Source organism: Oceanisphaera sediminis (assembly GCF_039539745.1).
GTDB classification, from domain to species: Bacteria; Pseudomonadota; Gammaproteobacteria; order Enterobacterales; family Aeromonadaceae; genus Oceanimonas; species Oceanimonas sediminis.
Genome location: NZ_BAABDS010000039.1, coordinates 125,556 through 148,060, shown reverse-complemented (window position 1 = coordinate 148,060; position 22,505 = coordinate 125,556). Strand labels below are relative to the sequence as shown.

The 22,505-nt window shown below is 60.1% G+C and carries 24 protein-coding genes; 15 read left to right on the top strand and 9 right to left on the bottom strand.

Annotation, left to right across the window (positions count from 1 at the left end):
- Positions 1–25: 25 nt before the first annotated feature.
- From rpoH to ABD827_RS14310, 4 genes are all read left to right on the top strand, one after another.
- A complete protein-coding gene (gene rpoH / locus ABD827_RS14325; protein WP_298717084.1) occupies positions 26–883 on the top strand; it encodes an RNA polymerase sigma factor RpoH in 858 nt (285 codons plus the stop codon).
- 88 nt (positions 884–971) lie between these two features.
- Positions 972–1,622 carry a carbonate dehydratase gene (gene can / locus ABD827_RS14320; protein WP_298717081.1) on the top strand — a complete coding sequence of 217 codons (651 nt, stop codon included), beginning with the start codon at positions 972–974 and terminating at the stop codon, positions 1,620–1,622.
- A gap of 28 nt (positions 1,623–1,650) precedes the next feature.
- Positions 1,651–2,658: a class II fructose-bisphosphatase gene (glpX, locus tag ABD827_RS14315; RefSeq protein WP_344965372.1), complete on the top strand. Its 1,008-nt coding sequence runs from the start codon at positions 1,651–1,653 to the stop codon at positions 2,656–2,658.
- Between the two features lie 162 nt (positions 2,659–2,820).
- Complete coding sequence (locus ABD827_RS14310) at positions 2,821–4,170, top strand: DASH family cryptochrome (protein WP_344965371.1); 1,350 nt, start codon at positions 2,821–2,823, stop codon at positions 4,168–4,170.
- A 4-nt stretch (positions 4,171–4,174) separates the two neighbouring features.
- Here ABD827_RS14310 and ABD827_RS14305 read toward each other — a convergent pair whose 3' ends face one another.
- Positions 4,175–5,551, bottom strand: coding sequence for a class II fumarate hydratase (locus tag ABD827_RS14305; RefSeq protein ID WP_344965370.1), 1,377 nt, complete (start codon positions 5,549–5,551; stop codon positions 4,175–4,177).
- Positions 5,552–5,575: 24 nt separating this feature from the next.
- Entirely contained in the window at positions 5,576–5,953 is a 378-nt protein-coding gene (locus ABD827_RS14300; RefSeq protein WP_344965369.1) for an acetyl-CoA sensor PanZ family protein, read from the bottom strand.
- Positions 5,954–6,072: 119 nt separating this feature from the next.
- Here ABD827_RS14300 and ABD827_RS14295 point away from each other — a divergent pair, with 119 nt between their 5' ends.
- Positions 6,073–6,324 (top strand): YkgJ family cysteine cluster protein, encoded by a 252-nt coding sequence (locus ABD827_RS14295; protein WP_344965368.1) that lies wholly within the window; start codon positions 6,073–6,075, stop codon positions 6,322–6,324.
- 18 nt (positions 6,325–6,342) lie between these two features.
- Here ABD827_RS14295 and envC read toward each other — a convergent pair whose 3' ends face one another.
- A complete protein-coding gene (gene envC / locus ABD827_RS14290) occupies positions 6,343–7,569 on the bottom strand; it encodes a murein hydrolase activator EnvC (protein WP_344965367.1) in 1,227 nt (408 codons plus the stop codon).
- 10 nt (positions 7,570–7,579) lie between these two features.
- Positions 7,580–9,112, bottom strand: coding sequence for a 2,3-bisphosphoglycerate-independent phosphoglycerate mutase (gpmM, locus tag ABD827_RS14285; RefSeq protein WP_344965366.1), 1,533 nt, complete (start codon positions 9,110–9,112; stop codon positions 7,580–7,582).
- Between the two features lie 218 nt (positions 9,113–9,330).
- Between gpmM and ABD827_RS14280 the strand changes: the two genes are divergently transcribed.
- Genes ABD827_RS14280 through gpsA form a run of 3 tightly spaced genes read left to right on the top strand, consistent with a single transcriptional unit; the run spans position 9,331 to position 11,277 of the window.
- Positions 9,331–9,759, top strand: a complete 429-nt coding sequence (locus ABD827_RS14280; RefSeq protein WP_344965365.1) for a rhodanese-like domain-containing protein — start codon at positions 9,331–9,333, stop codon at positions 9,757–9,759.
- 31 nt (positions 9,760–9,790) lie between these two features.
- Positions 9,791–10,273 carry a protein-export chaperone SecB gene (gene secB / locus ABD827_RS14275; RefSeq protein ID WP_298717054.1) on the top strand — a complete coding sequence of 161 codons (483 nt, stop codon included), beginning with the start codon at positions 9,791–9,793 and terminating at the stop codon, positions 10,271–10,273.
- Positions 10,273–11,277: an NAD(P)H-dependent glycerol-3-phosphate dehydrogenase gene (gene gpsA / locus ABD827_RS14270; RefSeq protein ID WP_344965362.1), complete on the top strand. Its 1,005-nt coding sequence runs from the start codon at positions 10,273–10,275 to the stop codon at positions 11,275–11,277. Before secB ends, gpsA begins: the two co-directional genes overlap by 1 nt.
- Before the next feature lie 532 nt (positions 11,278–11,809).
- Here gpsA and nfuA read toward each other — a convergent pair.
- Together nfuA and ABD827_RS14260 are read right to left on the bottom strand one after the other, a co-directional pair.
- Positions 11,810–12,388, bottom strand: coding sequence for a Fe-S biogenesis protein NfuA (nfuA, locus tag ABD827_RS14265; protein WP_298717048.1), 579 nt, complete (start codon positions 12,386–12,388; stop codon positions 11,810–11,812).
- Between the two features lie 72 nt (positions 12,389–12,460).
- On the bottom strand, positions 12,461–13,156 hold the full coding sequence (locus ABD827_RS14260) for a ComF family protein (RefSeq protein ID WP_344965361.1): 696 nt from the start codon (positions 13,154–13,156) through the stop codon (positions 12,461–12,463).
- A 28-nt stretch (positions 13,157–13,184) separates the two neighbouring features.
- Between ABD827_RS14260 and bioH the strand changes: the two genes are divergently transcribed.
- The 4 genes from bioH (at position 13,185) to ABD827_RS14240 (ending at position 15,965) form a co-directional block, all read left to right on the top strand.
- Complete coding sequence (gene bioH, locus ABD827_RS14255; protein WP_344965360.1) at positions 13,185–13,997, top strand: pimeloyl-ACP methyl ester esterase BioH; 813 nt, start codon at positions 13,185–13,187, stop codon at positions 13,995–13,997.
- Between the two features lie 80 nt (positions 13,998–14,077).
- The gene (locus tag ABD827_RS14250) at positions 14,078–14,398 is read left to right on the top strand and encodes a hypothetical protein (RefSeq protein WP_298717039.1); all 321 of its coding nucleotides are present in this window, start codon (positions 14,078–14,080) and stop codon (positions 14,396–14,398) included.
- A gap of 24 nt (positions 14,399–14,422) precedes the next feature.
- On the top strand, positions 14,423–15,145 hold the full coding sequence (locus ABD827_RS14245; RefSeq protein ID WP_344965359.1) for a ferredoxin--NADP reductase: 723 nt from the start codon (positions 14,423–14,425) through the stop codon (positions 15,143–15,145).
- 103 nt (positions 15,146–15,248) lie between these two features.
- The gene (locus tag ABD827_RS14240; RefSeq protein ID WP_344965358.1) at positions 15,249–15,965 is read left to right on the top strand and encodes a YebC/PmpR family DNA-binding transcriptional regulator; all 717 of its coding nucleotides are present in this window, start codon (positions 15,249–15,251) and stop codon (positions 15,963–15,965) included.
- Positions 15,966–16,068: 103 nt separating this feature from the next.
- On the opposite strand, the gene ABD827_RS14235 is transcribed toward ABD827_RS14240, so the two are convergent.
- Genes ABD827_RS14235 through ABD827_RS14225 form a run of 3 tightly spaced genes read right to left on the bottom strand, consistent with a single transcriptional unit; the run spans position 16,069 to position 19,151 of the window.
- Positions 16,069–18,288, bottom strand: coding sequence for a PepSY domain-containing protein (locus ABD827_RS14235; RefSeq protein WP_344965357.1), 2,220 nt, complete (start codon positions 18,286–18,288; stop codon positions 16,069–16,071).
- Between the two features lie 22 nt (positions 18,289–18,310).
- The gene (locus ABD827_RS14230) at positions 18,311–18,781 is read right to left on the bottom strand and encodes a DUF2271 domain-containing protein (RefSeq protein ID WP_344965356.1); all 471 of its coding nucleotides are present in this window, start codon (positions 18,779–18,781) and stop codon (positions 18,311–18,313) included.
- Positions 18,782–18,809: 28 nt separating this feature from the next.
- Positions 18,810–19,151 carry a PepSY domain-containing protein gene (locus ABD827_RS14225; RefSeq protein ID WP_344965355.1) on the bottom strand — a complete coding sequence of 114 codons (342 nt, stop codon included), beginning with the start codon at positions 19,149–19,151 and terminating at the stop codon, positions 18,810–18,812.
- 207 nt (positions 19,152–19,358) lie between these two features.
- Between ABD827_RS14225 and ABD827_RS14220 the strand changes: the two genes are divergently transcribed.
- From ABD827_RS14220 to ABD827_RS14210, 3 genes are all read left to right on the top strand, one after another.
- Complete coding sequence (locus ABD827_RS14220) at positions 19,359–20,018, top strand: response regulator (protein WP_344965354.1); 660 nt, start codon at positions 19,359–19,361, stop codon at positions 20,016–20,018.
- Entirely contained in the window at positions 20,015–21,373 is a 1,359-nt protein-coding gene (locus ABD827_RS14215) for a sensor histidine kinase (RefSeq protein ID WP_344965353.1), read from the top strand. The genes ABD827_RS14220 and ABD827_RS14215 overlap by 4 nt, the downstream gene beginning before the upstream one ends.
- A 360-nt stretch (positions 21,374–21,733) precedes the next feature.
- Positions 21,734–22,468, top strand: a complete 735-nt coding sequence (locus ABD827_RS14210) for an aspartate/glutamate racemase family protein (protein WP_344965352.1) — start codon at positions 21,734–21,736, stop codon at positions 22,466–22,468.
- Positions 22,469–22,505: the final 37 nt, after the last annotated feature.

Below are 22,505 nucleotides of genomic sequence, written 5' to 3'. Positions count from 1 at the left end.
GAGTCATGTAATGAATGCGAGTTTAATGACGACAGATTTTCAGCGCCACTTTGCCCTGGTTCCTCAGGGTAGCCTGGAGGCCTATATCCAGGCAGTCAATACCATTCCCGTGCTGAGCGCGGAAGAAGAAAAATCACTGGCCGAGCGGCTGCAGAACGATGGTGACCTGGCCTCGGCCCGCCAGATGATCATGTCGCATCTGCGCTTCGTGGTGCACATTGCCAAGAGTTACTCGGGGTACGGCCTGCCCCAGGCCGACCTGATCCAGGAAGGCAACATCGGCCTGATGAAGGCGGTCAAACGCTTCGACCCCACGGTGGGCGTGCGTCTGGTGTCCTTCGCGGTACACTGGATCAAGGCTGAAATTCACGAATACGTGCTGCGTAACTGGCGCGTGGTCAAGGTGGCGACCACCAAGGCACAGCGCAAACTGTTCTTCAATCTGCGCAAGTCCAAGAAGCGCCTGGGCTGGTTCAACCAGCAGGAAGTGGAAATGGTGGCCGAGAACCTGGGCGTGCTGCCTGCCGAAGTGCTGGAGATGGAGTCGCGCATGAGTGCGCAGGACCAGGCCTTCGATCTGGCGTCCGATGACGACGACAAGGACACCAGTTTTTCGCCGGTACATTATCTGCAGGATCATGCCTCGGACGTGGCCCACCAGGTGGAAGAGTCCAACTGGGAGCAAACCGCCAATCGTCGCCTGCGCGCAGCGCTGGCCACCCTGGATGAGCGCAGCCAGCATATCATTCAGGCCCGCTGGCTGGATGAAGACGACAAGACCACACTACAGACGCTGGCCGATGAATACGGCGTGTCTGCCGAGCGTATTCGCCAGCTGGAAAAAAGCGCATTGAAAAAGCTGAAAACGGCCATGGATGCCTGAGTAACATCAATATGATGGTGAAAGGCCCCGCTGGGGCCTTTTTTCCGTCAATAACTTATTTTTGACCAGATAAAAGCAGGACAATCCCATGAAAATACTGAAGCAGCTGTTCAACAACAACCAGGAATGGTCGGAGCGGATCAAGGCGGAAGATCCGACCTTTTTTGAAAAGTTGGCGCTGCAGCAGGCACCCGAGTATCTGTGGATTGGCTGCTCCGACAGCCGGGTTCCCGCCAACCAGCTGACCGGCCTGCTGCCCGGTGACGTATTTGTGCATCGTAACGTGGCCAACCTGGTGATGCACACCGACTTCAACTGTTTGTCGGTGGTACAATACGCGGTTGAAGTGCTGAAGGTAAAACACATTATTATTTGCGGCCACTACGGCTGCGGTGGCGTTAAGGCCGCCATGGGTGATGCAGAGCTGGGGCTTATCGATAACTGGCTGTGCAGCCTTAAAGACCTGTATCACCGCTATCGTAAAGACTTGCTCGGCATTGAACCCGAACAGGCAAGAGAAGACGCCCTGTGCGAGCTTAACGTGGTCGAGCAGGTGGCTAACCTGTGTCGTACCACCATAGTGCAGCACGCCTGGCAGCGTGGACAGGAACTGTCGATTCACGGCTGGGTATACGGTATCAAAGATGGCAAATTGCACGATCTGGATGTCTGTGTATCCGAGAAAGCAGAAACGCCCGATGTTTATCGTATTCTGCAACAGCGCATATTGGATAAGTAATAATAACTTGAACGAGTAGGAAATCTTCATGAGACGTGAATTGGCCATTGAATTTTCCCGAGTGACCGAAGCCGCCGCCCTGGCCGGCTACAAGTGGCTGGGACGAGGCGACAAGAATATCGCCGACGGCGCCGCCGTGGCGGCCATGCGTCATGTGCTGAATGAAATTGAAATCAGTGGTGAGGTGGTGATCGGCGAGGGTGAAATTGACGACGCCCCCATGCTCTATATCGGCGAAAAGGTCGGTATGGGTGGTGAAAATGTCGATATTGCCGTCGATCCTATCGAAGGCACCCGCATGACCGCCATGGGCCAGTCAAACGCCCTGGCGGTGATTGCCGTCGGTGAAAAGGGCGCTTTTTTGCGTGCCCCCGACATGTACATGGAAAAGCTGATCGTCGGCGCCCGCGCCAAAGGCGCCATCGATTTGAGCAAGTCGATAGAGCAAAATATCAAGGCCGTTGCCAAGGCATTGAACAAGCCGCTGTCCCGTTTTACCGTGATCACCCTGGCCAAGCCGCGCCACGACAAGGCAATCAAGACCATACAGGCGCTGGGTGTGCGCGTGTTCGCCGTGCCCGACGGCGATGTTGCCGCCTCCATTCTCGCCTGTATTCCCGAGAGTGAAGTCGACATGCTCTATTGCATCGGCGGCGCCCCCGAAGGGGTGATTTCCGCCGCCGCGGTGCGCTCGCTGGACGGCGATATGCAGGCTCGTCTGATGCCACGCTATGAGGTCAAGGGGCCGAGTGAAGAGAACCTGGCTCTGGGGCAGCAAGAGATAGAACGCTGCCGGCAGATGGGCATTGAAGTCGGCAAGGTACTGAAGCTGGAAGACATGGCGCGTACCGACAACGTGCTGTTTGCAGCAACTGGCATCACCAAGGGTGATCTGCTGGAAGGTATCAGCAGCGATGGTTACTACGCCCACACCGAAACTCTGGTGATCCGTGGCAAGTCGCGGACCGTGCGTCGTATTCGTTCGACTCATATTCTGTCTCGCAAGAACAAGGCGTTGCAGGACATCATCCTGTAACGGCTGCCTTGATGTGAAAAAGGGATGCTTCGGCATCCCTTTTTGTTTTACGGCTCTGTTTGCAGCAAGGTAGGCAGGTTCATTCGATACGTGATTGATGCCCATGAACAATAATCACGGAGCTGCCGGTCCTGGTGGTGGCCACTTTTCTGGAGAGCCTGAATGCAACTACTCTGGTTACGCAATGATTTGCGCCTTGATGATCATCGGGGGTTGCGTCGCCTGGCGGAAAGCCAGGGTGCGGCGGCAGCCGTGTTTATTCTGCCTTCTTGCTGGCTGCAACCCGACTGCGAGGGGCTGCACCGGTTGGGCGTGGCCAAGGCGCGCTACCTGCAACAGGCGCTGGCAGATCTGTCCCGCCGGCTGGCTCCTTGCCCGCTTTATGTGCTGAGTGGCGATCCGGCCGAATTACTGCTGCAGTGGTACCGGCACAGTCCCTTTTCGTTGATCACCCATGAAGCTCAGGCGCCGGAAGAAGCCGCCTGGATTGAGCAACTGCGCCATCACGGGGTGGCGATGACGCTGTTTTCGGCCCAGACGCTGTTTGAGGCGGAACAGCTGCAGCCGGTACTGGCGGCATTTCCTGCCAGCTTCAGCGGTTTTCGCAAGCAGGTAGAGTCACGGCTGGCCCTGTCGGTCACCCCACCGGTCGCCGCTACCGGGCTCGAGCACCTGACGCCGGCACTCTGTCCATTGCCAACCGGCATTGACTGGCCGCAATATTCGGAGAGCGAGCAGCCTCATCCGGCTCAGGTTGGTGGAGAGTCCGCAGCCACGGGCTGGTTGCGGCATTACCTGTTTGAACGGCAAGCCATTGCTCATTACAAGGCCAGTCGCAATCAGCTGCATGGGCATTATTACGCCAGCCGGCTCAGTGCCGCCCTGGCCTGGGGCTGCCTGTCGGCGCGCCGGGTATGGCAGCAAATCGATGCCTACGAGCATCAGCATGGTGCCGACGAGCACAGTTACTGGCTCAAATTCGAGCTGCTCTGGCGCGAGTATTTTCACTGGTCGTTACGGCTGCATGGTCGCCGGGTGTTCGCCGCGCAGGGGCTAACGGGGCGAGCGCCTTCCGGACGGCATCATCCTGGTTACTGGCAGGCCTGGTGTCGCGCGCAGACCGGCTGGCCGATGATTGATGCCGGACTGCGTGAATTGATGACGACCGGCTTTTGTTCCAACCGGTTGCGGCAGAATCTGGCCAGTTGCTTTATTCACGAGCTGGGACTGGACTGGCGACTGGGGGCCCGTTTTTTCGAGCAGTATCTGGTCGACTTCGATGTGGCCAGCAACTGGGGGAACTGGGCATATATCGCCGGTACCGGCCATGATCCGCGCCATGGGCGCCGTTTCAATCCACATCGTCAATGGCGTCAGTATGATCCGCAACTCGAGCATCTGCATTACTGGCTACCGGAGCTGGGGCCGGTCAGCCTGGCGCAGGTAGAATCGCATCAGCAGGGGCGCGAATTGCTGAACTATCCCGCGCCCCTGCTGCCGCTGGAGTCATGAGGGCTTAATGGCTCTGGCTGCCTCGCGTCAATGCCGCCGGATCCAGCAGCTGGCGTAATTCCTGTTCCGACAGCTCGGTTTCTTCCAGTGCCACGTCCAGTATCGGCCTGTTTTCTGCATAGGCCTTTTTGGCGATCTTGGCCGCCTTGTCGTAGCCGATCACCGGATTGAGCGCGGTCACCAGAATCGGATTTTTGGCCAGGCTCTGATCGATATGAGCCTGATTGACGGTAAAGCCGGCGATGGCTTCGGCCAGCAGCGGGGCGCTGTTGGCCAGTAGTCGAGTCATGGTCAGCAGGTTGTTGGCCACCAGCGGCAGCATCACGTTGAGCTGAAAGTTGCCGGACTGACCGGCCACCGTGATGGCCGTGTCCAGGCCAATGACCTGAGCCGCCACCATGGCCACCGCCTCGGGGATCACCGGATTGACCTTGCCGGGCATGATGGACGACCCCGGCTGCAGGGCGGTCAGCTGAATTTCCGCCAGGCCGGTGAGTGGGCCCGAGTTCATCCAGCGCAGATCGTTGGCGATTTTCATCAGCGCCACCGCCAGGGTCTTGAGTTGTCCCGACAGCTCGACCGCGGTGTCCTGACTGCTCAGGCTGTAGAAATGGTCTTCGGCCGGGCAGAAGTCGAGCCCGGTGTGATCATTGAGATAGTCGCAGGCCAGTTGAGCCTGACGCGGGTCGGCATTGATGCCGGTGCCGATGGCGGTACCGCCCAGTGCCAGTTGCTGCAGCCGGCTTTGCAGCCCTTCCAGCCGTTCGTGGCCGTAACGGATTTGGGTGGCCCAGCCACCCAGCTCCTGATCGAAGCGCAACGGCATGGCATCCATCAGGTGGGTGCGACCGGTTTTTACCTGACTCTGCAACTGCTCGGCCTTGGTGAGAATGGCCTGCTCCAGGTGAAGCAAGGCCGGCAGAAGCTCGCGGCTGAGGCTCAGGGCGGTGCTGACATGAATGGCGGAAGGAATGACATCGTTGGAACTCTGGCCCATGTTGACGTCGTCATTGGCGCCCACCGCCTTGCCCAGGCGAGCGGCGGCCAGGTGCGCCAGTACCTCGTTGACGTTCATGTTGGTGCTGGTGCCGGAACCGGTCTGGTAGACATCGATGGGAAAGGCTTCCGGGTGCCGGCCTTCGACTATTTCGCCCGCGGCCTGAATGATGGCATCGGCCTTGTTCTGCTCCAGCCGCTTGAGCTGGCCGTTGGCATGGGCGCAGGCGGCTTTGATGCGGGCGATGGCCTGGATAAAGGCCGAAGGCAGCGGCTGACCGGAGATCGGAAAATTGTTGATGGCTCGCTGGGTCTGGGCACCGTAGAGGGCCTGGTCCGGTACCTGCACCTCGCCCATAGAGTCCCGTTCGGTTCTCGTCTTCATCACCGCCTCCTTTGCTGTTGACCTTTATTTGTCTAGGCAACAGCTTAGCAGTCCCGCCTGGGTGCTGAAGCCCTGGCTGGTTAAAAAGGCGGCCAGTCCGGCTCTTTGTTCTTCCGGCGCCTGGGCCGGGTTGCAGTCGAGTCGGGTCAGGCCGGCGGCCTGGGCTTCCTGTCGGATCTGGCGCAACAGCTCCCGGCCTATGCCCCGGCGGCGGGTAATGTCGCGTACCGCGATAAAGTCGATTCGCTCCTGCTGACGCCAGGCCAGAGCCACAGCCTTGTCGTTAAAGGTGGCGAGATAAAATACCGCCTGCTCGGGCAGGGCTCTGCCCTGCAGTATGATGTCGGCGTGGTGACGATGAATGGCCGGCAGTTGCTCCAGGCAGTGAACGGTCAGGCGCATGGTAAACATCCAGTGTGATGAAAAAACGCCATTTTATACCAATCCGCCGGCCTTGACTCCCCACTACTGTGGGCGGCCGCGAGCCGTTATACTGCTCGGCCAAGTCGAGAGGTCGTGTAATGGAATGTCGAAGTAATTGCGGTGCCTGCTGTATCGCCCCCAGTATCAGCGGCCCGTTGCCGGGTATGCCCGATGGCAAGGCCGCCGGCGAGCCCTGCCTGCATCTGCTGGAGGATATGCGCTGTGCGCTGTTTGGCAAGCCGGAGCGGCCGGCGGTGTGCGGTACCTTCAAGGCCATGGCCGACGTGTGCGGTACCAGTCAGGCCGAGGCGCTGTGGCTGATTGACGAACTGGAAGCGGCGACCGGCTAGTGGCCGGTGGGATTCAGGTCAGCCTCGTGCCAGCCAGGGCTGGGGATCGATGGCCTTGCCCTGATAACGAATTTCAAAGTAGAGGCCGGCCTTGTCCTGGCCGCCGCTTTCGCCACTCAGCGCGATGGGCTGACCGGCCTTGACCTCGTCACCGGGGTTGCGCAGCAGCGATTGGTTATGGCCATAGAGGCTCATGAAGCCTTTGCCGTGATCGATCACCATCACCATGCCGAAACCGCTGAGCCAGTCGGCGTACACCACCTGGCCATTAGCGATGGCGCTGACTTCCTTGCCGACCGGAGCGCCGATCAGCAGGCCTTTCCAGTGCATCTGGCTGGTGCGGGCAGCGCCGAAGCGATGGATAAGCGCCCCCTTGAGCGGCCAGGGCAGGGTGCCCTTGGCCAGACCGGCGAAGTTGCCACTGGTTTTGGCGACCACCGGCGTTCTGCCGGAGCCACCCTGTTGTTGGGCGAGCCGGTTGCGTTCGGCCTGTTCCCGGGCCTCTCGCTCGCGCGCCGCCTGTTCCCGGGCGGCTCTTTCCCGAGCGGCCTTGATCTGGCGTTCCAGATGACCGGCCGCCTGTAGCAGATTGCTCAGGCGTTGATTGCTCCGATCCAGCGCCGCATTGAGTTGTTTGGCAGTCTGGCTGCGTTTGGCCTGCTGCTCGCTCAGTTTTTGTCGTTCGGTCTGCTGCCGGGCCAATAGCTGGTTGAGCTGGTTGCGGCTCTGCTCGGCACGACGGCGGTTGTCGGCCAGTTGCTCGCGGGTACGAGCCAGCTGTTGCAGGGCGTCGGCCCGTGCCTGATTAATGTGGGCATAGTAGTGCAGCAGCCGGTCTATCTCGGTGCTGTCCTGACCATTGAGCAGCAATTTCAGGTAGTCGTGCCGGCCATTCTGATAGGCGGCCCTGAGTTGTTCCGCCAGCAACTGCTGTTGTTGCTCGGCCTGTTTGCCCAGGGCCCGGTGTTCCTGGTCCAGCCGGGCGAGGGCGGCCTCGTTGTCTTTCAGCTGGTGCCGAGTCTGATTCAGCTTCCGGGCCACCGCGGAAATGGCCTTTTCATCCCGGGCGAGCTGCTGCTGCAGCTGGCTCAACTGTTTTTTCTGTTGCTGTACGTCCTGTTTCTGACTGGCAATCTGACCCTGAACGTTCTTGAGATCCTTACTGTCATCCGCCCAAGCAAAAGCACCGGCCATCAGGCCGGTGCTTAGCAGTAATAATGAAACGATCAGTCGTTGTTTGCCCATATGGGCTAGATTATTTCAGAACCATCAGAGGCTTGCCAGTCATTTGCGTCGGTGTTTCCATCCCCATCAGGCTCAGCATGGTCGGTGCCAGATCCGACAGCCGGCCCTTGGCGGCCGGAACCGCATCGCGGCCGACGTAAATCAGCGGCACCGGCAGGTTGGTGTGCGCGGTTTGTACCTGACCGGTGACCGGGTTGACCATCTGCTCGGCATTGCCGTGATCGGCGGTGATCAGCGCCTCGCCGCCCACTTGTTCCAGCGCTTCCACTACCCGGCCGATAGAGCGGTCGACCGCCTCACAGGCCTTGACCGCCGCCTCGAACACCCCGGTGTGGCCGACCATGTCGCCGTTGGGATAGTTGCAGATGATGACGTCATAGGCCTGGCTCTCGATGGCGGCCACCAGTTTGTCGGTGAGCAATTCGGCGTTCATTTCCGGCTGCAGATCGTAGGTGGCCACCTGGGGGCTTGGGATCAGCTCGCGCTGTTCGCCCTCGAAGCAGGCTTCCCGGCCACCGTTGAAGAAGAAGGTGACGTGCGCGTATTTTTCGGTCTCGGAGATACGCAACTGGGTCTTGTTGTGTTTGGCCAGCCATTCACCCAGGGTGTTGGGCAGAGCTTCGGGCGGATAGGCACAGGACGTGTCGATGTCGGCCGCATATTCGGTCAGCATCACGAAGTGGCTCAGGGCCGGTCGCTGGGTGCGCTGAAAGCCGGTGAAATCATCCTGCACGAAGGCGCGGGTCAGCTCCCGGGCCCGATCGGCACGAAAGTTCATGAAGATGACTGCATCGCCGTCCTGCATGGAAACCGGCTCACCGACGGTGGTGGTCTGGACGAATTCGTCATTTTCTTCACGGGCATAGGCGGCCTGCAGCGCCTCGACACCGGTGGCACTGTGATACTCGGCCCGGCCCTGGGTCAGCAGATCATAGGCTTTTTCTACTCGATCCCAGCGGTTGTCTCTGTCCATGGCGAAGTAACGCCCCACCACCGAGGCCAGACGACCCTTGCCCAGCTCGGCAAACAGGGTGTCGACACGTGTGATGGACGCCTCGGCGGAACGGGGGGCGACATCCCGGCCATCGAGAAAGGCATGCAGATAGATGTGCTCGGCACCGCGCTCGGCGGCCATCTTGATCATGGTGGCTATCTGGTCTTCATGGCTGTGTACGCCACCGGTGGATAGCAGGCCCATGATATGCACCGCTTTGCCCTGATCGGCGGCGCCGTCAATGGCGGCGGTCAGCACCGGATTGGAGAAGAAATCCCCGTTTTCGATGGCTTTGTCGATGCGGGTCAGATCCTGATAAACGATGCGGCCGGCACCGATGTTGACGTGGCCAACCTCGGAGTTGCCCATCTGGCCTTCGGGCAGGCCCACGTCGTGACCGGAGGTGGAAATCAGCATCGAGGGGCGGTGTTGCATCAGGTCGTCGAGCACCGGAGTATGCGCGGTGTGAATGGCGTTATGTTCCGTTTTTTCACTATAACCCCATCCATCCATAATGATGAGAACCAGGGGCTTTTTGGTCGAGTTCATAGTGTAAACCTATGTTGTTATTTGTTGTATAAAGACGGGTCGAGGCGGCTTAACCGGCTTTATCTTACTACAGTTGCCGATTTGGTCTCCAGCCGAACACCGGCGGCAATTCCGGCCACGAAGGTGGAAAAGGGTGATTGGACTCGGGCTGCTGTTATTTACCGATGCCCCATGTATACTCGGGCTTTTCCGTATTTTGACTCGAAAGAAGTAACATTATGCAAGAGTACCTCGATTTTGCCGCCAGTCATCCCATGCTGAGCATGGTCTGGTTGGGCCTGGTTGCCGTAATCATCTACATGACCCTGATGTCCAAACTGACCAAGGTGCAGATAGTACCCAGCCAGCAGGCGGTATTGCTGATCAACAAGCAAAACGCCGTGGTGGTGGATGTTCGCGCCGCCGAGGAATTTCGCAAGGGCCACATTGCCGGCGCCATCAACGTGCCTGCCGCTCAGCTCAAGGCCAACAACCTGAACCTGATCGAAAAATACCAAGACAAGCCGGTAGTACTGGTGTGCGAAACCGGCATGACCACCAGCGGTATCGGCCGTCTGTTGACCAAGGCCGGCTTCAACCAGGTTCACGCCCTGCGTGGCGGCATGGCCGACTGGCGTACCCAGAACCTGCCGGTAACCAAACGTTAATCTTTCAACGCATAAAAATAAGGATATCTTCATGGCTGAAACAGAAAACGGCGCCGCCAACACCGAGGCCCAGCAACAGGTTGAATTTCAGATCCAGCGTGTCTATCTGAAGGATGTGTCCTTCGAAGCGCCGTCCACGCCGCTGGTATTCCAGAAAGAATGGAAGCCCGAAGTAAAGCTGGATCTGGATACCAAGAGCGCCCGTCTGGGTGACAACGTATTCGAAGTGGTACTGACCCTGACCGTGACCTGCCACATGGGCGAAGGCGAAACCGTGTACCTGTGCGAAATTCAGCAGGCCGGTATCTTCACCATCGGCAACATGGCCGAGCCGCAACTGGCGCACTGCCTGGGTGCCTTCTGCCCCAACATCCTGTTCCCCTATGCCCGTGAAACCGTGGGCAGCCTGGTGGGTCGCGGTTCCTTCCCGCAACTGAACCTGGCACCGGTGAACTTCGATGCCCTGTTTGCCGCGCACGTACAGCGTGCCCAGCAACAGCAGGCGGATGCCTGATGCATAAGGATGCCGCCATCTCGGTTCTGGGTGCCGGCTCCTATGGTACGGCACTGGCCATTGCCATCGCGCGTAATGGCCACCGAACCCTGCTGTGGAGTCACAGGGCCGAGCAGGTGGCGACCCTGGCCACTGATCGCTGCAACAAGGTTTTTCTGCCCGATGCCACCTTTCCCGACAGCCTGATTCCCGAAGCCGGCCTGAAGCAGGTGGTGCAGGCCAGTCGCGATCTGCTGGTGGTGGTGCCGAGTCATGTGTTTGCCGATGTGCTGAAGCAGATAAAGCCGTTTTTGCGCAAAGACAGCCGCGTTGCCTGGGCCACCAAGGGGCTGGACCCGACTTCCGGCAGCCTGTTGCAGGATGTGGCCCGAGAGATTCTGGGTGACCGGATCCCGCTGGCGGTCTTGTCGGGGCCGACCTTTGCCAAAGAGCTGGCCATGGGGCTACCCACCGCTATTTCTCTTGCGTCTTCCGACGATGATTTTGCCGGCGATTTGGCGGATCTGGTGCACTGTGATCGCTCGTTCCGGGTTTATCTCAACGACGACATGGTGGGCTTGCAACTCGGTGGGGCGGTGAAAAACGTCATCGCCATCGGTGCCGGCCTGGCCGACGGCCTGGGTTTCGGTGCCAACGCCCGTACCGCGCTGATTACCCGTGGCATGGTGGAGCTGCAGCGCCTGGGGGTAGCCCTGGGTGCCAGGCAGGAAACCTTCATGGGCATGGCGGGGCTGGGTGATCTGGTGCTGACCTGCACCGACAATCAGTCGCGCAACCGCCGTTTTGGTCTGGCCCTCGGCCGAGGGCAGGACGTGCAGGCGGCCATGACCGACATCGGTCAGGTGGTGGAAGGCTATCGCAATGCCGCCGAAGTACATCAGCTGGCGGCCCGTTACAGCGTGGAAATGCCCATCTGCGAGCAGGTCTATCAGGTGCTGTATCAGGGCAAGAATGCCAAAGAAGCGGCCATTGCCCTGCTGAGCCGGGATCGCAAGGCGGAATAATACCAAACAGATTAAATAACTGATCTATTTGGCTGCTCGGTAAAGGTCGAACGAAGGGTCTACTCCACCGACACGCTGCAAGCACCTCCATGTGGCGCTCAGCACATGACGTCCTGTCATGTGATGGTCGCTGGAGTAGAACCCTTCATCCGCCCCTCTGCTGCGGAGTCTCCTGTGGGGGCGCTCTGCAGACGACTCGGTGCTTAAGAAGAGGCAACAGAGATCGACTACCACGACCGTGAAATGTCAGGGACGGCATTTCCCGAGCCCTCAGGGGGCGAACTTGTCTCGCCGTGACGAACGGTTGCAGCCTGACCGAACATCCAGTGAATGTTCGCAGCAGGCTGAAACGGTGAGTGTCATTTATCAGTGGTGTGTCGTGGGAGGCGGCTGTGTTGCCTCTGAGCTCAGATTTAAAATGATGCTCAGATCTTCCTTCAAATGGGTATAACTCGCCGAAACTGCGCACAAAAAAAGGAGCCAGAATGGCTCCCTTTTTACTATTCTCCTTTTACTACACCGAGTGGTGAACTCAGTAGTAGGAGTGCTCGCCGCGCTCGTGATCGGTGGCATCGCGCACACCGGTAATTTCGCCGGCAAACAGTTCAAGCAGCTGCTTTTCGATACCATCTTTCAGCGTGACATCAATCATGGAGCAACCGTTACAGCCACCGCCAAACTGCAGAATGGCCAGGCCATCCGGCGTGATTTCGGTCAGTACCACCTTGCCGCCGTGGCTGGCCAGCCCCGGGTTGATCTGGGACTGCAGCACATATTCGACTCGGTCCGCCAGCGGCGCATCATCCGGTACCTTGGCCATTTTGGCATTGGGGGCTTTCAGGGTGAGCTGAGAGCCCATCTGATCGCTGACAAAATCGATTTCGGCGGCGTCCAGGAAAGAGACGCTCTGCTGATCCACGACCGCCTCAAAACCTTCGAACGGCAAATGCATATCGTCATGATCGACGGCATCGGGCGGGCAGTAAGAGACGCCGCATTCGGCGTTGGGGGTGCCCGGGTTAACCACAAACACCCGGATGTTGGTGCCTTCCGGCTGTTGCGACAACAGTTTGCGGAAATGTTCCTGGGCGGTTTCGGAAATCGTAATCATCGCTATCCTCGTAAACCTGACTAAACAACTCAACTTTAAATCATACTCCTGTTGCCGCCGCTTGAATAGTCGTCAGTGATCAAGAGTCCGGCATGCGGCCCACACCTCTACCCGGCTTACCCCCTGACGGTGTAGCAGCCGGGTCAGCTCGGTCATGGTGGTGCCGGTGGTGATCACATCATCCAGCAATGCCACGTGATGATATGCCATGGGGCGAGCAGCAAAGGCGCCGTGCAGGTTTCGCTTGCGCTGGCGGCGATTGAGGTGGGTCTGAGAGGCGGTGGCACGCAGTCGGCGCAAGGCGTGAGTATCCACCGGAATGTTCAGCACATCCTGCAGGCCGCAGGCGATTTCGGTAGCCTGGTTATAGCCCCGGCAGAGCTGTCGCCACCAGTGCAATGGCACCGGCAGTATGGCCTCCGGATAGGGCGGTTGCAGTCGTTGGGCCAGCAGCTGGCCGAGCAGGCGACCGTTCAGCGCCCGTTGATGATATTTGAGGTCGTGGATCAGCCGAGGGTAGGGCGACTCAAAGTCGGCCAGTACCCGCATTCGTTGCCAGGGTGGCGGTTGGCGCTGACATTGGCCGCAGTGAGCGTCTGCCACCGCCAGCGGAAAGGCGCATTGCGGACAGGGGTGTTCCAGCTGTGGCAGTTCGTCCCGGCACTGACGGCAGATCAGCGCCTGTTGTTCGCAGTCGTGCCGGCACAGCAGGCATTGGCCCCACCAGAGCGGGCCGGATTGTAAGCGGGCGGTCAGCCGTCTTATCATGGCGGTATCAAGATAACGGGATTTGCTGATGAGTGTATATGTAGAACGGCGCGGCCGGGGGCCGGATCTGGTGTTGTTGCACGGCTGGGGCATGAACGGTGCCGTCTGGCAGGGGCTGGCCCCACGGCTGGAAGCGGACTTTCGGCTGCATCTGGTCGACTTGCCCGGCTTTGGCCACAGCCCGGCGCTGCCTGCGCATGCCCGCCTGGATGACTGGGCCGCCGCCGTGTTGGGAGCCGTGCCCGATGAGGCGGCCTGGCTGGGCTGGTCGCTGGGCGGGCTGGTCGCCACCCATGCCGCCCTGCAGGCGCCAATGCGAGTACGTAGCCTGATCACCCTGGCCAGCTCACCCCGGTTTGTGGCCGAGGACGACTGGCCCGGCATCAAGCCTGCGGTGCTGGCAGCCTTTGAGCAGCAGTTGGCCGAAGATCACCACCAGGTGGTCAATCGCTTTCTGGCGCTGCAGGCGATGGGCAGCGAGCACGCCCGGGAAGACATTCGCCAGCTGCGTGACAGTCTGGCTCAAAAACCCGGGCCCGATCCGGCCGCGCTGGCCGCCGGCCTGGCGCTGCTGGGGGGCGTGGATTTGCGCACTGGCTTGAGTCGGCTGCAATTACCCATGTTGCGCCTGTATGGCCGGCTCGACGGCCTGGTGCCGAGAAAGGCCGTCGCCCTGGTCGATGCCCTGGCACCGCACAGCCAAAGCCACGTTGAGCCCAGGGCGTCGCACGCTTCCTTTATTTCGCATCCGGAGGCCACCGCCGAGCAAATACGCGCTTTTTTGCTCAATGTGGCCGGCAGGCAAGACCCGGACACCGGGCTGTCAATCTCGGTGAGCTGACCTATAGTAAGGGCTCGGTGATTATGTACCGATCGAAGGCACGGCAGCCATAATCAGGTAATTCATGCAGGGAGGTTGCGATGACAATACCGGTAATCTTGCCCACCATGTTGCCCAATCTGGTTCAGCCCGGCACCGAGTCGGCTCATGCCGATCAGGTGCGTCGCCCGGTAATACCGGTGATTACGGCGGTGCAGCCTTATGTTGCCATTCGGCCGCGCCATCAGGATCGAGAACGGGATCGGCGCCAGGCCGCTTTTGAAGCCTGGCTGGGCTTGCACCGGGGTGCCTTCTGTCTGATTGGTGCCAACACCGCCATGAGCCGTCGGCTCGATATCATCAACCGGCGTTATCACAGCTCGAATGAGGACGCCGGCATCGAGCTGGATATTGAAGTCTGATTCGAGTCAGAGGAGCCATCGGTCATGGCCAGTTATCAACTCACACTCAAGCGCAAGCAACGGGTTGCCGAAGACACCCTGGCGTTGTATTTCGACAAGCCCGATGATTTCGGCTTCAAGGCCGGTCAGTGTGCCCGCCTGTTGCTGGTCGATCCGCCCGAAACCGACGAAGAGGGTAACGGGCGTATTCTCTCTCTGGCGTCCACCCCTGCCGAGTCCGAGCTGATGGTCGCCACTCGTATCAGAGACAGCGCCTTCAAGCGGGTGATCAGTGCTCTGGAGCCGGGGGCCGATGTTACCCTCAAGGGCCCCTATGGCGATTTTACCCTGCCTGTCGATGTGACTCGGGAGCTGGTGTTTATTACCGGCGGCATCGGCATCACGCCGGTCAGAAGCATGCTGCTGCAGGCCGTTGCCGAGCATAAGGGGCGCAAAATGACGCTGTTTTATGCCAACCGGCGGCCGGAAGATGCCGCTTTTCTCGACGAGCTGACACAGGTTTGTGCCGATGATCCTGGCTGCACCCTGGTGGCCACCATGAGTCAGGCCGAGCAGTCGGCACAACACTGGCAAGGCGAGCGCGGCTATGTGGACAGAGCCATGCTGGCGCGTTATCTGACCGACCTGACCCGACCCGTTTATTATCTGGACGGGCCGCCCGGGCTGGTGGTGGCGATGAAAACCATGCTGGTTGATGCCGGGGTCGCCGAAGATCAGTTGCGTACCGAGGAATTTGCCGGTTATTGACGATGACGGGCAGAAAAACAGGGCGGCAGGGAACATGAAAATAGATCTGCTGCTTTTCTGTGTGTAAAATTCGGCCTCTTCCGATGAACAACGAGACCATCCCATGGGCAGAGCCTATCAAAACCGCAAAGAATCCATCGCCAAAACGGCGAATGCCAAGAGCAAGGTCTACAGCAAATACGGCCGTGAAATCTACGTTGTTGCCAAGTCCGGTGGTGCCGACCCGGACGGCAACCTGGCGCTGCGCGGCCTGATCGAGCGCGCCAAGAAAGACCAGGTGCCTGCCCATGTCGTCGAAAAAGCACTGCAAAAAGCCACCAGTGGCGCCGGTGAAGACTTTTCTCCCGCCCGCTACGAAGGTTTTGGCCCCGGCAACTGCATGGTGATCGTGGATTGTCTGACCGACAACCCCAACCGCACCATCGGCGATGTGCGCCAGTGCTTCAACAAGGTCAAGGCCAAGATCGGTACCTCCGGCACCGTCAGCCACATGTTTGATCACTGCGCCATTCTGGTGTTTGCCGGCGACGACGAAGACGCCGTGCTGGAAGCGCTGATGATGGCCGACGTGGATGTGACCGATGTCGAGCAGGAAGACGGCAAGATCACCGTGTTCGCGCCGCACACCGAATACTTCAAGACCAAGCAGGCGTTGACCGAAGCCTTTGGCGATATCGACTTTGACGTCGACAGCATTCAGTTTGTGCCGCAAACCACCGTTGAAGTGACCGGTGACGATGTGGCCCAGCTCGAGCGCTTCCTCGACATGCTGGACGACGTGGACGACGTACAGAACGTGTACCACAACGCCGAATACTAATACCGGCCAGTCTATGCCTTAGAGCAGACAAAAACAGGGGACTGCTTATCGGCTGTCCCCTGTTTTTTTATCACGCTGTCATGTTCGTTATTCGGCGCGGCCCTCAGTAAACATCTTCCCGATAGCGTCCCTGGGCCTTGAGCGTCTGCACATCCATTCCCAACGGGGCCATCACCTGATTCAGGGTGACCATTACGCTGTTGGCCATGTCCCTGCCACCACATACCAGAATTTGAGCGCCTCTTTCAATCAGGGTGCGCAGTTGCGAGCCGTCCGCCATGATCCTGTCCTGCACATAACAGCGTTCGCCGACGCGCGAAAAGGCGGTGTTCAGCTGCGTCAGACGCCGGTCGGCCAGATAATGCTGCAGCTCCGGCTGGTAAAGAAAGTCGGACTTGGGGTCACGTCCGCCCCAGTAAAGATGCACCGGGCGCTTCTGGCGGTTATGACGAATAAACCCGGCCAGTGGCCCTATGCCGGTGCCGGCACCAATCAGCACCACCGGTGCCTGCCCGGCAAGGGGGCGAAATGCCGGATGGGGCTGAATAAAGGCCTCGATGTCGCCACCCGGCTGCAGGGCGTGCAAAAAGCCGGAGCAGACACCGCCTTCGTGTTTGCGTACGCAGATTTCCAGCTGACCATCGGCTGAGGCGCTGGCCAGTGAATAGAGCCTGGGTACGGCGCTGCCCGGCGGATAGATACCGACCAGGTCGCCGGCCTCGAAAGGTGGCAGGCCGCTTTGTCCGATCAGGCGCCGCCAGCCATGGTTGGCACCGGTCGGCACTTTGAAGCGCAATACGCTGGTCGGCGCCTCTGTATCTGCGCCATAGTCCACCCGTTCGGCCAGTTGCAGCCGAGTCGTGGGGGCCCGACGGGGCGTGTGCTCCAATTTCAGTTCACAGCCGAGCGCCTGACCCAGCCGCTGGCCCCAGCGCGAAAAGGTCTGTGTCGACTGCCGATCTATAGTCTCCAGCGGCATGAGTGACGACCAGCCGCCGGCCAGCAGCGCCGTCTCTACCGTGTTTGCAAACCGGCAAAACTGCGGGAACTGCCGGTCGCCAAAGCCGAGCACCGCAAAGCGGGTATCGGGGCGGGGGTTGATGCGGGCTAAACGGGCCAGAAAGCGGTTGCCCGAGGCGGGGGCATCCCCGTCACCGTAGGTGGCGGTCAAAATCAGCAGTTGCCGGGCGCGTCGATAACCGGAGGCCAGCTGGTTCATGGGCGCGGTATGCACGCGGTGGCCCGCCGCGGTCAGCGCATCATGCAGGGTGTTGGCAAAGCCCCAGGTGCTGTTGGCTTCACTGCCGACCAGGATCACCGTATCGGCAACATGGGCCCCGCAGTTGTTGGCCAGTTTTGGCCGGGCCCGGCGGCGTTGCCACCATACCTGTATGCCGGTGACGGTCAGCACCGGCACCACCAACGCACCGAGGCCGAGCAAGAGCCCCAGCCACCAGAGGCCTTCGCCGGTATGCAGCATGGTCAAGAACGCCTGCACGCCCTGTCGGCTGTCATCCCGCTGGTACGACAACAGCTCTCCGCTGTAGGGATTGATATAGCCGGCCCCTGAAGTGGTGTGCAGCGAATACACATCGGTCGGTTCATTCGGATAGGGGTAAACCAGTTCTTTCAGCTCGGTCAGGTCGAGGGTTTGCAGGGCGGCCAGGCTGGCCGCCGGGGCAGGCTGACCGTTGGCGGTAATGGTGGGCCATTCGGGCTCTGCCGGTGTTCCTTCCGCGATCAGGCCGAAGGTGAGCGCCGACATATACAAACCGGTCAGGGCCGATAACAGCAGGCCGGGCAGGGCGGCACGGCTCAGCCGGGCATGCAGTCGTTTGCTGCCGTTGCCGGCCACCGGGCTGAGCAGCCGGCGCCAGCCGCCCTGTTGCCGGGCTAACATCAGGGTGCCGGAGAGCGACAGTATCAGCATGACCAATGCCGTTATACCGGCCAGCGCCCGGCCGGGCGAGTCCAGCAGCAAAGAGCGATGCAGTTGCCGAACCCAGCGAAAAAAGGCAGAAGGCTGATAGGGGGCGATGGCCAGCCCGGTGAGCGGGCTGACCAGATCGGCGCCGCTTTGATCTGACTGGCGGTAGTAGACGACGATGGCGCCCGATGGCCGGCGTTCAATCTGCTCCACGTCGGCATAATGGCGGCCTATTCGCCCGGCCAGCTCGGCCACGCTAAGCTGGCCGGCGGCAGGCACCTGGGCACCGGCCCGTTCCATGGCCGGTTCGATGGACAGCACGGCACCGGTCACCGCCAGGGTCAGAATGAACAGGGCGGCCAGCAATGCCGACAGTGAATGCAGTTTGCGCAGCATGGCGCCTCTCCTCGTTGACCGGTTACAGCTGGTAGGTAAAGGATTTCACGTAGCCGCGGCCGTCTATCGGCTGGCCGGCCCCCGCCGTGGTCAGCGGCGCAATCACATCGGCGCGCTGATCGCGCAGATCTTCCACCGAGGTATCTACCCGCAGCTGGTAACCGGCGTCGAACAGCGAATCGTCCAGCTCCACCGTGGTGGTCAGGGTGTGCCCGCTGGTGAGGCTGGCACCGGTTTTACCGTCATATTCGGCGCGCTTCATGCCGCCGCCGCGAGCCCAGTCTTTCAGGTGCTTGTAGTATTTTGACTTTCTGCCGGCCACCCACAGGGTGTCCTGGTAGCGGCCGTCGGCATCGGTGAGATAGATGGCCATATAGGCGCCGTCACCGTTATAGCCTTTCAGTTCGGTGGTCAGGGTGACTTCCCGCGCCTGGGCCAGGCTCGGCAGGGCGAGTGCCGAGGCCAGAACAAGAATCGCTGCTGTTGTTTTCATGATGATGCTCTCCGTGTTGATGAATCGGTCACTCAACCGTTTCGGATGCGCGGGGCATGGTCGGCAGCGCCGGGTAGTCGGTGGTATCGCCATCGTCGGCAAACTCGACTTCCAGGCTGCGAATGCGCAACGAGGCCGGTGCATACTTGGCTTCGATGCGATTGCCGCTGCGGTCCATGCCCTTGACCTCATAGCAGCCGTCATCGACCTTGATGCGTCGTACCTGCCAGTCTTGCTGTTCCAGCATCTGGCGCAGGGCTTCACGTGGCTGCCAGTCGGCAACCGGATCATGGCAATCGTCGTCGGCATAGGCGGTGCCGGCAGTCAGCGCGAGGGCGAGGGTGGTGGCGGTAAGCAGTATGGGTTTCATGGGCTGTCTCCTGTAAAAGATGTCTCATTGTGCCCCCCTTTCCTGACAACAGCCTGAAGCCCGAAAAAATGCAGGCGGCCCCGGGCCGGCCGACTTCGTATACTGGCGATTGGCGGCCAAAGGGCCGAACAGGCGCGTTTTGTTCAGGCAGCTGTCAGCCAGGGCCGTTACTATCGGTAAAGACAGACCAACACCAAGGAACAGCGCATGCGGATATTACTGATAGAAGATACCGTCGAGCTGGGCACGGCCATACACGAGCAGATTGCCGAGGACGGCCATGCGGTGGACTGGGTGCAGTTGCTGAGCCATGCCGAGTCTAGCGTGCAGAGCACCGCCTACGATCTGATCCTGCTCGACCTGATGCTGCCCGACGGGCGGGGCCTCGATTTTCTGCGTCGGCTGCGAGCGAGCGGCGCCGGTACGCCGGTGATCATCCTCACCGCCCGCGACCAAATCTCCGACCGCATTGCGGGTCTGAACGCCGGTGCCGACGATTACCTGGTGAAGCCGTTCGATCTGTCCGAATTGTCGGCGCGGATGGCCGCCGTGGCGCGGCGTTATCACGGTAACCCCAATCCGTTGCTCAAGGTGGGCGGGCTGGAGGTGGATTTGATCGAACACTCGGTGCGTCGCGATGGCCGGCCGGTGGATCTTACCGCCCGCGAATGGGCGTTGTTCGAGGCATTTGTGCAGCGGCCGGGCACCCTGTTGTCCAAGGCCCAGCTGGAAGACCGGCTGTATGAATTCGGTGCCGAAATAGAAAGCAACACCATCGAAGTCTACGTCAGCCGGTTGCGCAAGCGACTGGGCCGGGAGGTGATTGAAACGGTACGCGGCATGGGCTACCGGCTGGCGCGGTCATGAAGTCGAGCAGCAGCCTGCAGCGCCGGCTTGGCCTAGGGCTGACCCTGGGGGTCACCCTGCTGTGGCTGGTCGCGACTCTGGCTTCGGGGCTGGTGGTGCGCAACGAGCTGGATGAGGCCTTCGACAGCGCGCTGGAAGAAACCGCCCAACGCATACTGCCGTTGGCGGTGACCGAAATCGTGAACCGCGAAGAGCCGTTATTGCCCCAGCAGATTGCGATGCTGCGCCCCCATACCGAACTGCTCAGTTACCTGGTGCGCGATGCCGACGGTAATGTGTTGTTGCAGTCGCACGATGTGGATCCTGCGCTGTTTGATGCGCGGCCCCGTACCGGTTTTCGCACGCTGGATCATCATCGGCTGTACGGTGAGTCGGCGGTGAGTGACACCATCTTCATCGAAGTGGCCGAACCGCTGGCGCATCGGCGGAATGCCACATGGGACGCGGTGATGGCATTGCTGTTGCCGCTGTTGCTGTTGATTCCGGTCAGCCTGTTGGGTATCTGGTTGCTGGTGCGTTTTAGTCTGCAAAGCGTGCTGGCCTACAAGGGTGCCATCGAGGCCCGTGGCGCCGGCGATTTGTCGCCGGTCACGGCGGCCCGTTTGCCGGCGGAAATCGAGCCGGTCGCCCAGGCGGTCAATCAGCTGATGGAGCGGTTGCGGCGCGCCCTGGAATCGGAGCGCAGCTTCACCGCCAACAGCGCCCATGAATTGCGTACCCCGCTGGCCGCAGCACTGGCCCAGGTGCAGCGCCTACGACGTGAAACACCGGGCGGCCCCTTACAGCAACGGGCGGATCAGATTGAAAGCGCATTGCGCAGGCTGGTGCGGCTGTCGGAAAAACTGATGCAACTGGCCAAGGCGGAAGGGGGCGCCCTGGTGTCGGCCGAGCCCCATGATGTGGTTCCGGTCTTGCGGCATGTGGTCGAAGAGTGTCGGCGGGCATTCGACGGCCGGACGCCGGAGTTATCGGTGCCCGGGCAGACGCCGGTATTCACCACCCTCGATGTGGATGCCTTCGCCATTCTGGTGCGTAATCTGCTCGAGAATGCGCTCAAATACGGCGATGAGCAGCAGCCGGTGAGGGTCTGCCTGTCGCAAACCGGCGTGTTGCGGGTAAGCAACGGCGGGCCCGTGGTGCCAGAAGCTGTTTTGGCCGGGCTGACGGCGCGTTTTTCGCGTGCCCCAGGCACTCATTCTGCCACTCATTCAGGTATCAAGGCGGGATCCGGATTGGGGCTGGCGATTGTCGAGGCCATTGCCCGCGGTGCCGGTACCAGCCTGACGCTGCACTCGCCGGCTTCAAACCGACAAGACGGCTTTGAAGCCATGGTGCAGCTGCCGCAACAAGGTTAATCCGCCGCCGGGTTATGCACATTACACCGGGCAAGCCCTCCGTTCAGGAGGGCTTTTTTACGACCCGTTGTTATGACCTGAATCACATTATTGCTAACAAAATGGAAACACGTGAGGTGCTGTAATGGGCCGGAAGAGAATGCGAATGAGGCTCGCCTCCTTCGGTGGTTTTCACTAAATACAATTTAATATCAATCTCTTAAGTTTAAATCATGAGTTGTTATCCATTTCTTGAAGAACGTTTTCGTTACCCGTCACGATGATTAACGATCAGATAAATATGTTTACAGTTTGTTAATCCTTGTTCTATTATCAAATCGTTAACAATAAATTGATTGGTTCGTAAACAAGGAGATCGTCGTGAGAATAAAGATCATCAACCCCAATACTACCCAGTCGTTTACCGATGCATTGCAGCGGCTGGCGGACCAGGTGGCGCGGCCCGACACTCAGGTGCTGGCAGTGAGCCCGGCCAGCGGCCCGGCGTCCATCGAAAGTTTCTACGACGAAGCGCTGTCGGTACCCGGCGTGCTGGAAGAAATTGCCAAAGGCGATCGGGAAGAAAATATCGATGCCTATGTGCTGGCCTGCTTCGGCGACCCCGGGCTCTATGCCGCCCGGGAGCTGACCGACAAGCCGGTGCTGGGCATTGCCGAGGCGGCGTTTCATATGGCGGTGATGAGTGGTGCCTGTTTCAGCGTGGTGACCACGGCGCCCCGGGTACGCTTCATGACCGAGCATCTGGTCAGCCGCTACGGCTTTGGCGAACAGTGCAAAAACATTCGTACCACGCCGATGCGGGTGCTGGATCTGGCGACCTCGCCGGACGCCGCCATCGCCAAGGTGATTGCCGAATGCGAGCGAGCCAAGGCAGAAGATCATGCCGAAGCCATCGTGCTGGGCTGTGCCGGTATGTCCCAGTATCGGGAATATATCGAGCAGGCCATCGGCATTCCGGTGATTGACGGTACAGTAGCGGCAGTCAAATTGTGCGAGGCCATGGTGGACATGAAGCTGGGTACCAGTAAGGTACTGACCTTCAGCTGGCCCCGGCCGGACATGGCTCACCCGGGGCGGCAACTCAATATCGCCTGAGATGATTTACCCACATTGATTGCGACAGACAGGGTAG

Bases quoted from the DNA above. Each gene is read 5' to 3' on its own strand.
- ABD827_RS14260 (WP_344965361.1), bottom strand. From the start codon at position 13,156: ATGATAAGACGGCTGACCGCCCGCTTACAATCCGGCCCGCTCTGGTGG.
- ABD827_RS14295 (WP_344965368.1), top strand. From the start codon at position 6,073: ATGGAATGTCGAAGTAATTGCGGTGCCTGCTGTATCGCCCCCAGTATC.
- ABD827_RS14310 (WP_344965371.1), top strand. From the start codon at position 2,821: ATGCAACTACTCTGGTTACGCAATGATTTGCGCCTTGATGATCATCGG.
- can (WP_298717081.1), top strand. From the start codon at position 972: ATGAAAATACTGAAGCAGCTGTTCAACAACAACCAGGAATGGTCGGAG.
- ABD827_RS14220 (WP_344965354.1), top strand. From the start codon at position 19,359: ATGCGGATATTACTGATAGAAGATACCGTCGAGCTGGGCACGGCCATA.
- ABD827_RS14305 (WP_344965370.1), bottom strand. From the start codon at position 5,551: ATGAAGACGAGAACCGAACGGGACTCTATGGGCGAGGTGCAGGTACCG.
- gpsA (WP_344965362.1), top strand. From the start codon at position 10,273: ATGCATAAGGATGCCGCCATCTCGGTTCTGGGTGCCGGCTCCTATGGT.
- ABD827_RS14250 (WP_298717039.1), top strand. From the start codon at position 14,078: ATGACAATACCGGTAATCTTGCCCACCATGTTGCCCAATCTGGTTCAG.
- ABD827_RS14300 (WP_344965369.1), bottom strand. From the start codon at position 5,953: ATGCGCCTGACCGTTCACTGCCTGGAGCAACTGCCGGCCATTCATCGT.
- ABD827_RS14225 (WP_344965355.1), bottom strand. From the start codon at position 19,151: ATGAAACCCATACTGCTTACCGCCACCACCCTCGCCCTCGCGCTGACT.
- ABD827_RS14280 (WP_344965365.1), top strand. From the start codon at position 9,331: ATGCAAGAGTACCTCGATTTTGCCGCCAGTCATCCCATGCTGAGCATG.
- ABD827_RS14230 (WP_344965356.1), bottom strand. From the start codon at position 18,781: ATGAAAACAACAGCAGCGATTCTTGTTCTGGCCTCGGCACTCGCCCTG.
- ABD827_RS14215 (WP_344965353.1), top strand. From the start codon at position 20,015: ATGAAGTCGAGCAGCAGCCTGCAGCGCCGGCTTGGCCTAGGGCTGACC.
- secB (WP_298717054.1), top strand. From the start codon at position 9,791: ATGGCTGAAACAGAAAACGGCGCCGCCAACACCGAGGCCCAGCAACAG.
- glpX (WP_344965372.1), top strand. From the start codon at position 1,651: ATGAGACGTGAATTGGCCATTGAATTTTCCCGAGTGACCGAAGCCGCC.
- ABD827_RS14240 (WP_344965358.1), top strand. From the start codon at position 15,249: ATGGGCAGAGCCTATCAAAACCGCAAAGAATCCATCGCCAAAACGGCG.
- rpoH (WP_298717084.1), top strand. From the start codon at position 26: ATGACGACAGATTTTCAGCGCCACTTTGCCCTGGTTCCTCAGGGTAGC.
- nfuA (WP_298717048.1), bottom strand. From the start codon at position 12,388: ATGATTACGATTTCCGAAACCGCCCAGGAACATTTCCGCAAACTGTTG.
- envC (WP_344965367.1), bottom strand. From the start codon at position 7,569: ATGGGCAAACAACGACTGATCGTTTCATTATTACTGCTAAGCACCGGC.
- bioH (WP_344965360.1), top strand. From the start codon at position 13,185: ATGAGTGTATATGTAGAACGGCGCGGCCGGGGGCCGGATCTGGTGTTG.
- gpmM (WP_344965366.1), bottom strand. From the start codon at position 9,112: ATGAACTCGACCAAAAAGCCCCTGGTTCTCATCATTATGGATGGATGG.
- ABD827_RS14245 (WP_344965359.1), top strand. From the start codon at position 14,423: ATGGCCAGTTATCAACTCACACTCAAGCGCAAGCAACGGGTTGCCGAA.
- ABD827_RS14235 (WP_344965357.1), bottom strand. From the start codon at position 18,288: ATGCTGCGCAAACTGCATTCACTGTCGGCATTGCTGGCCGCCCTGTTC.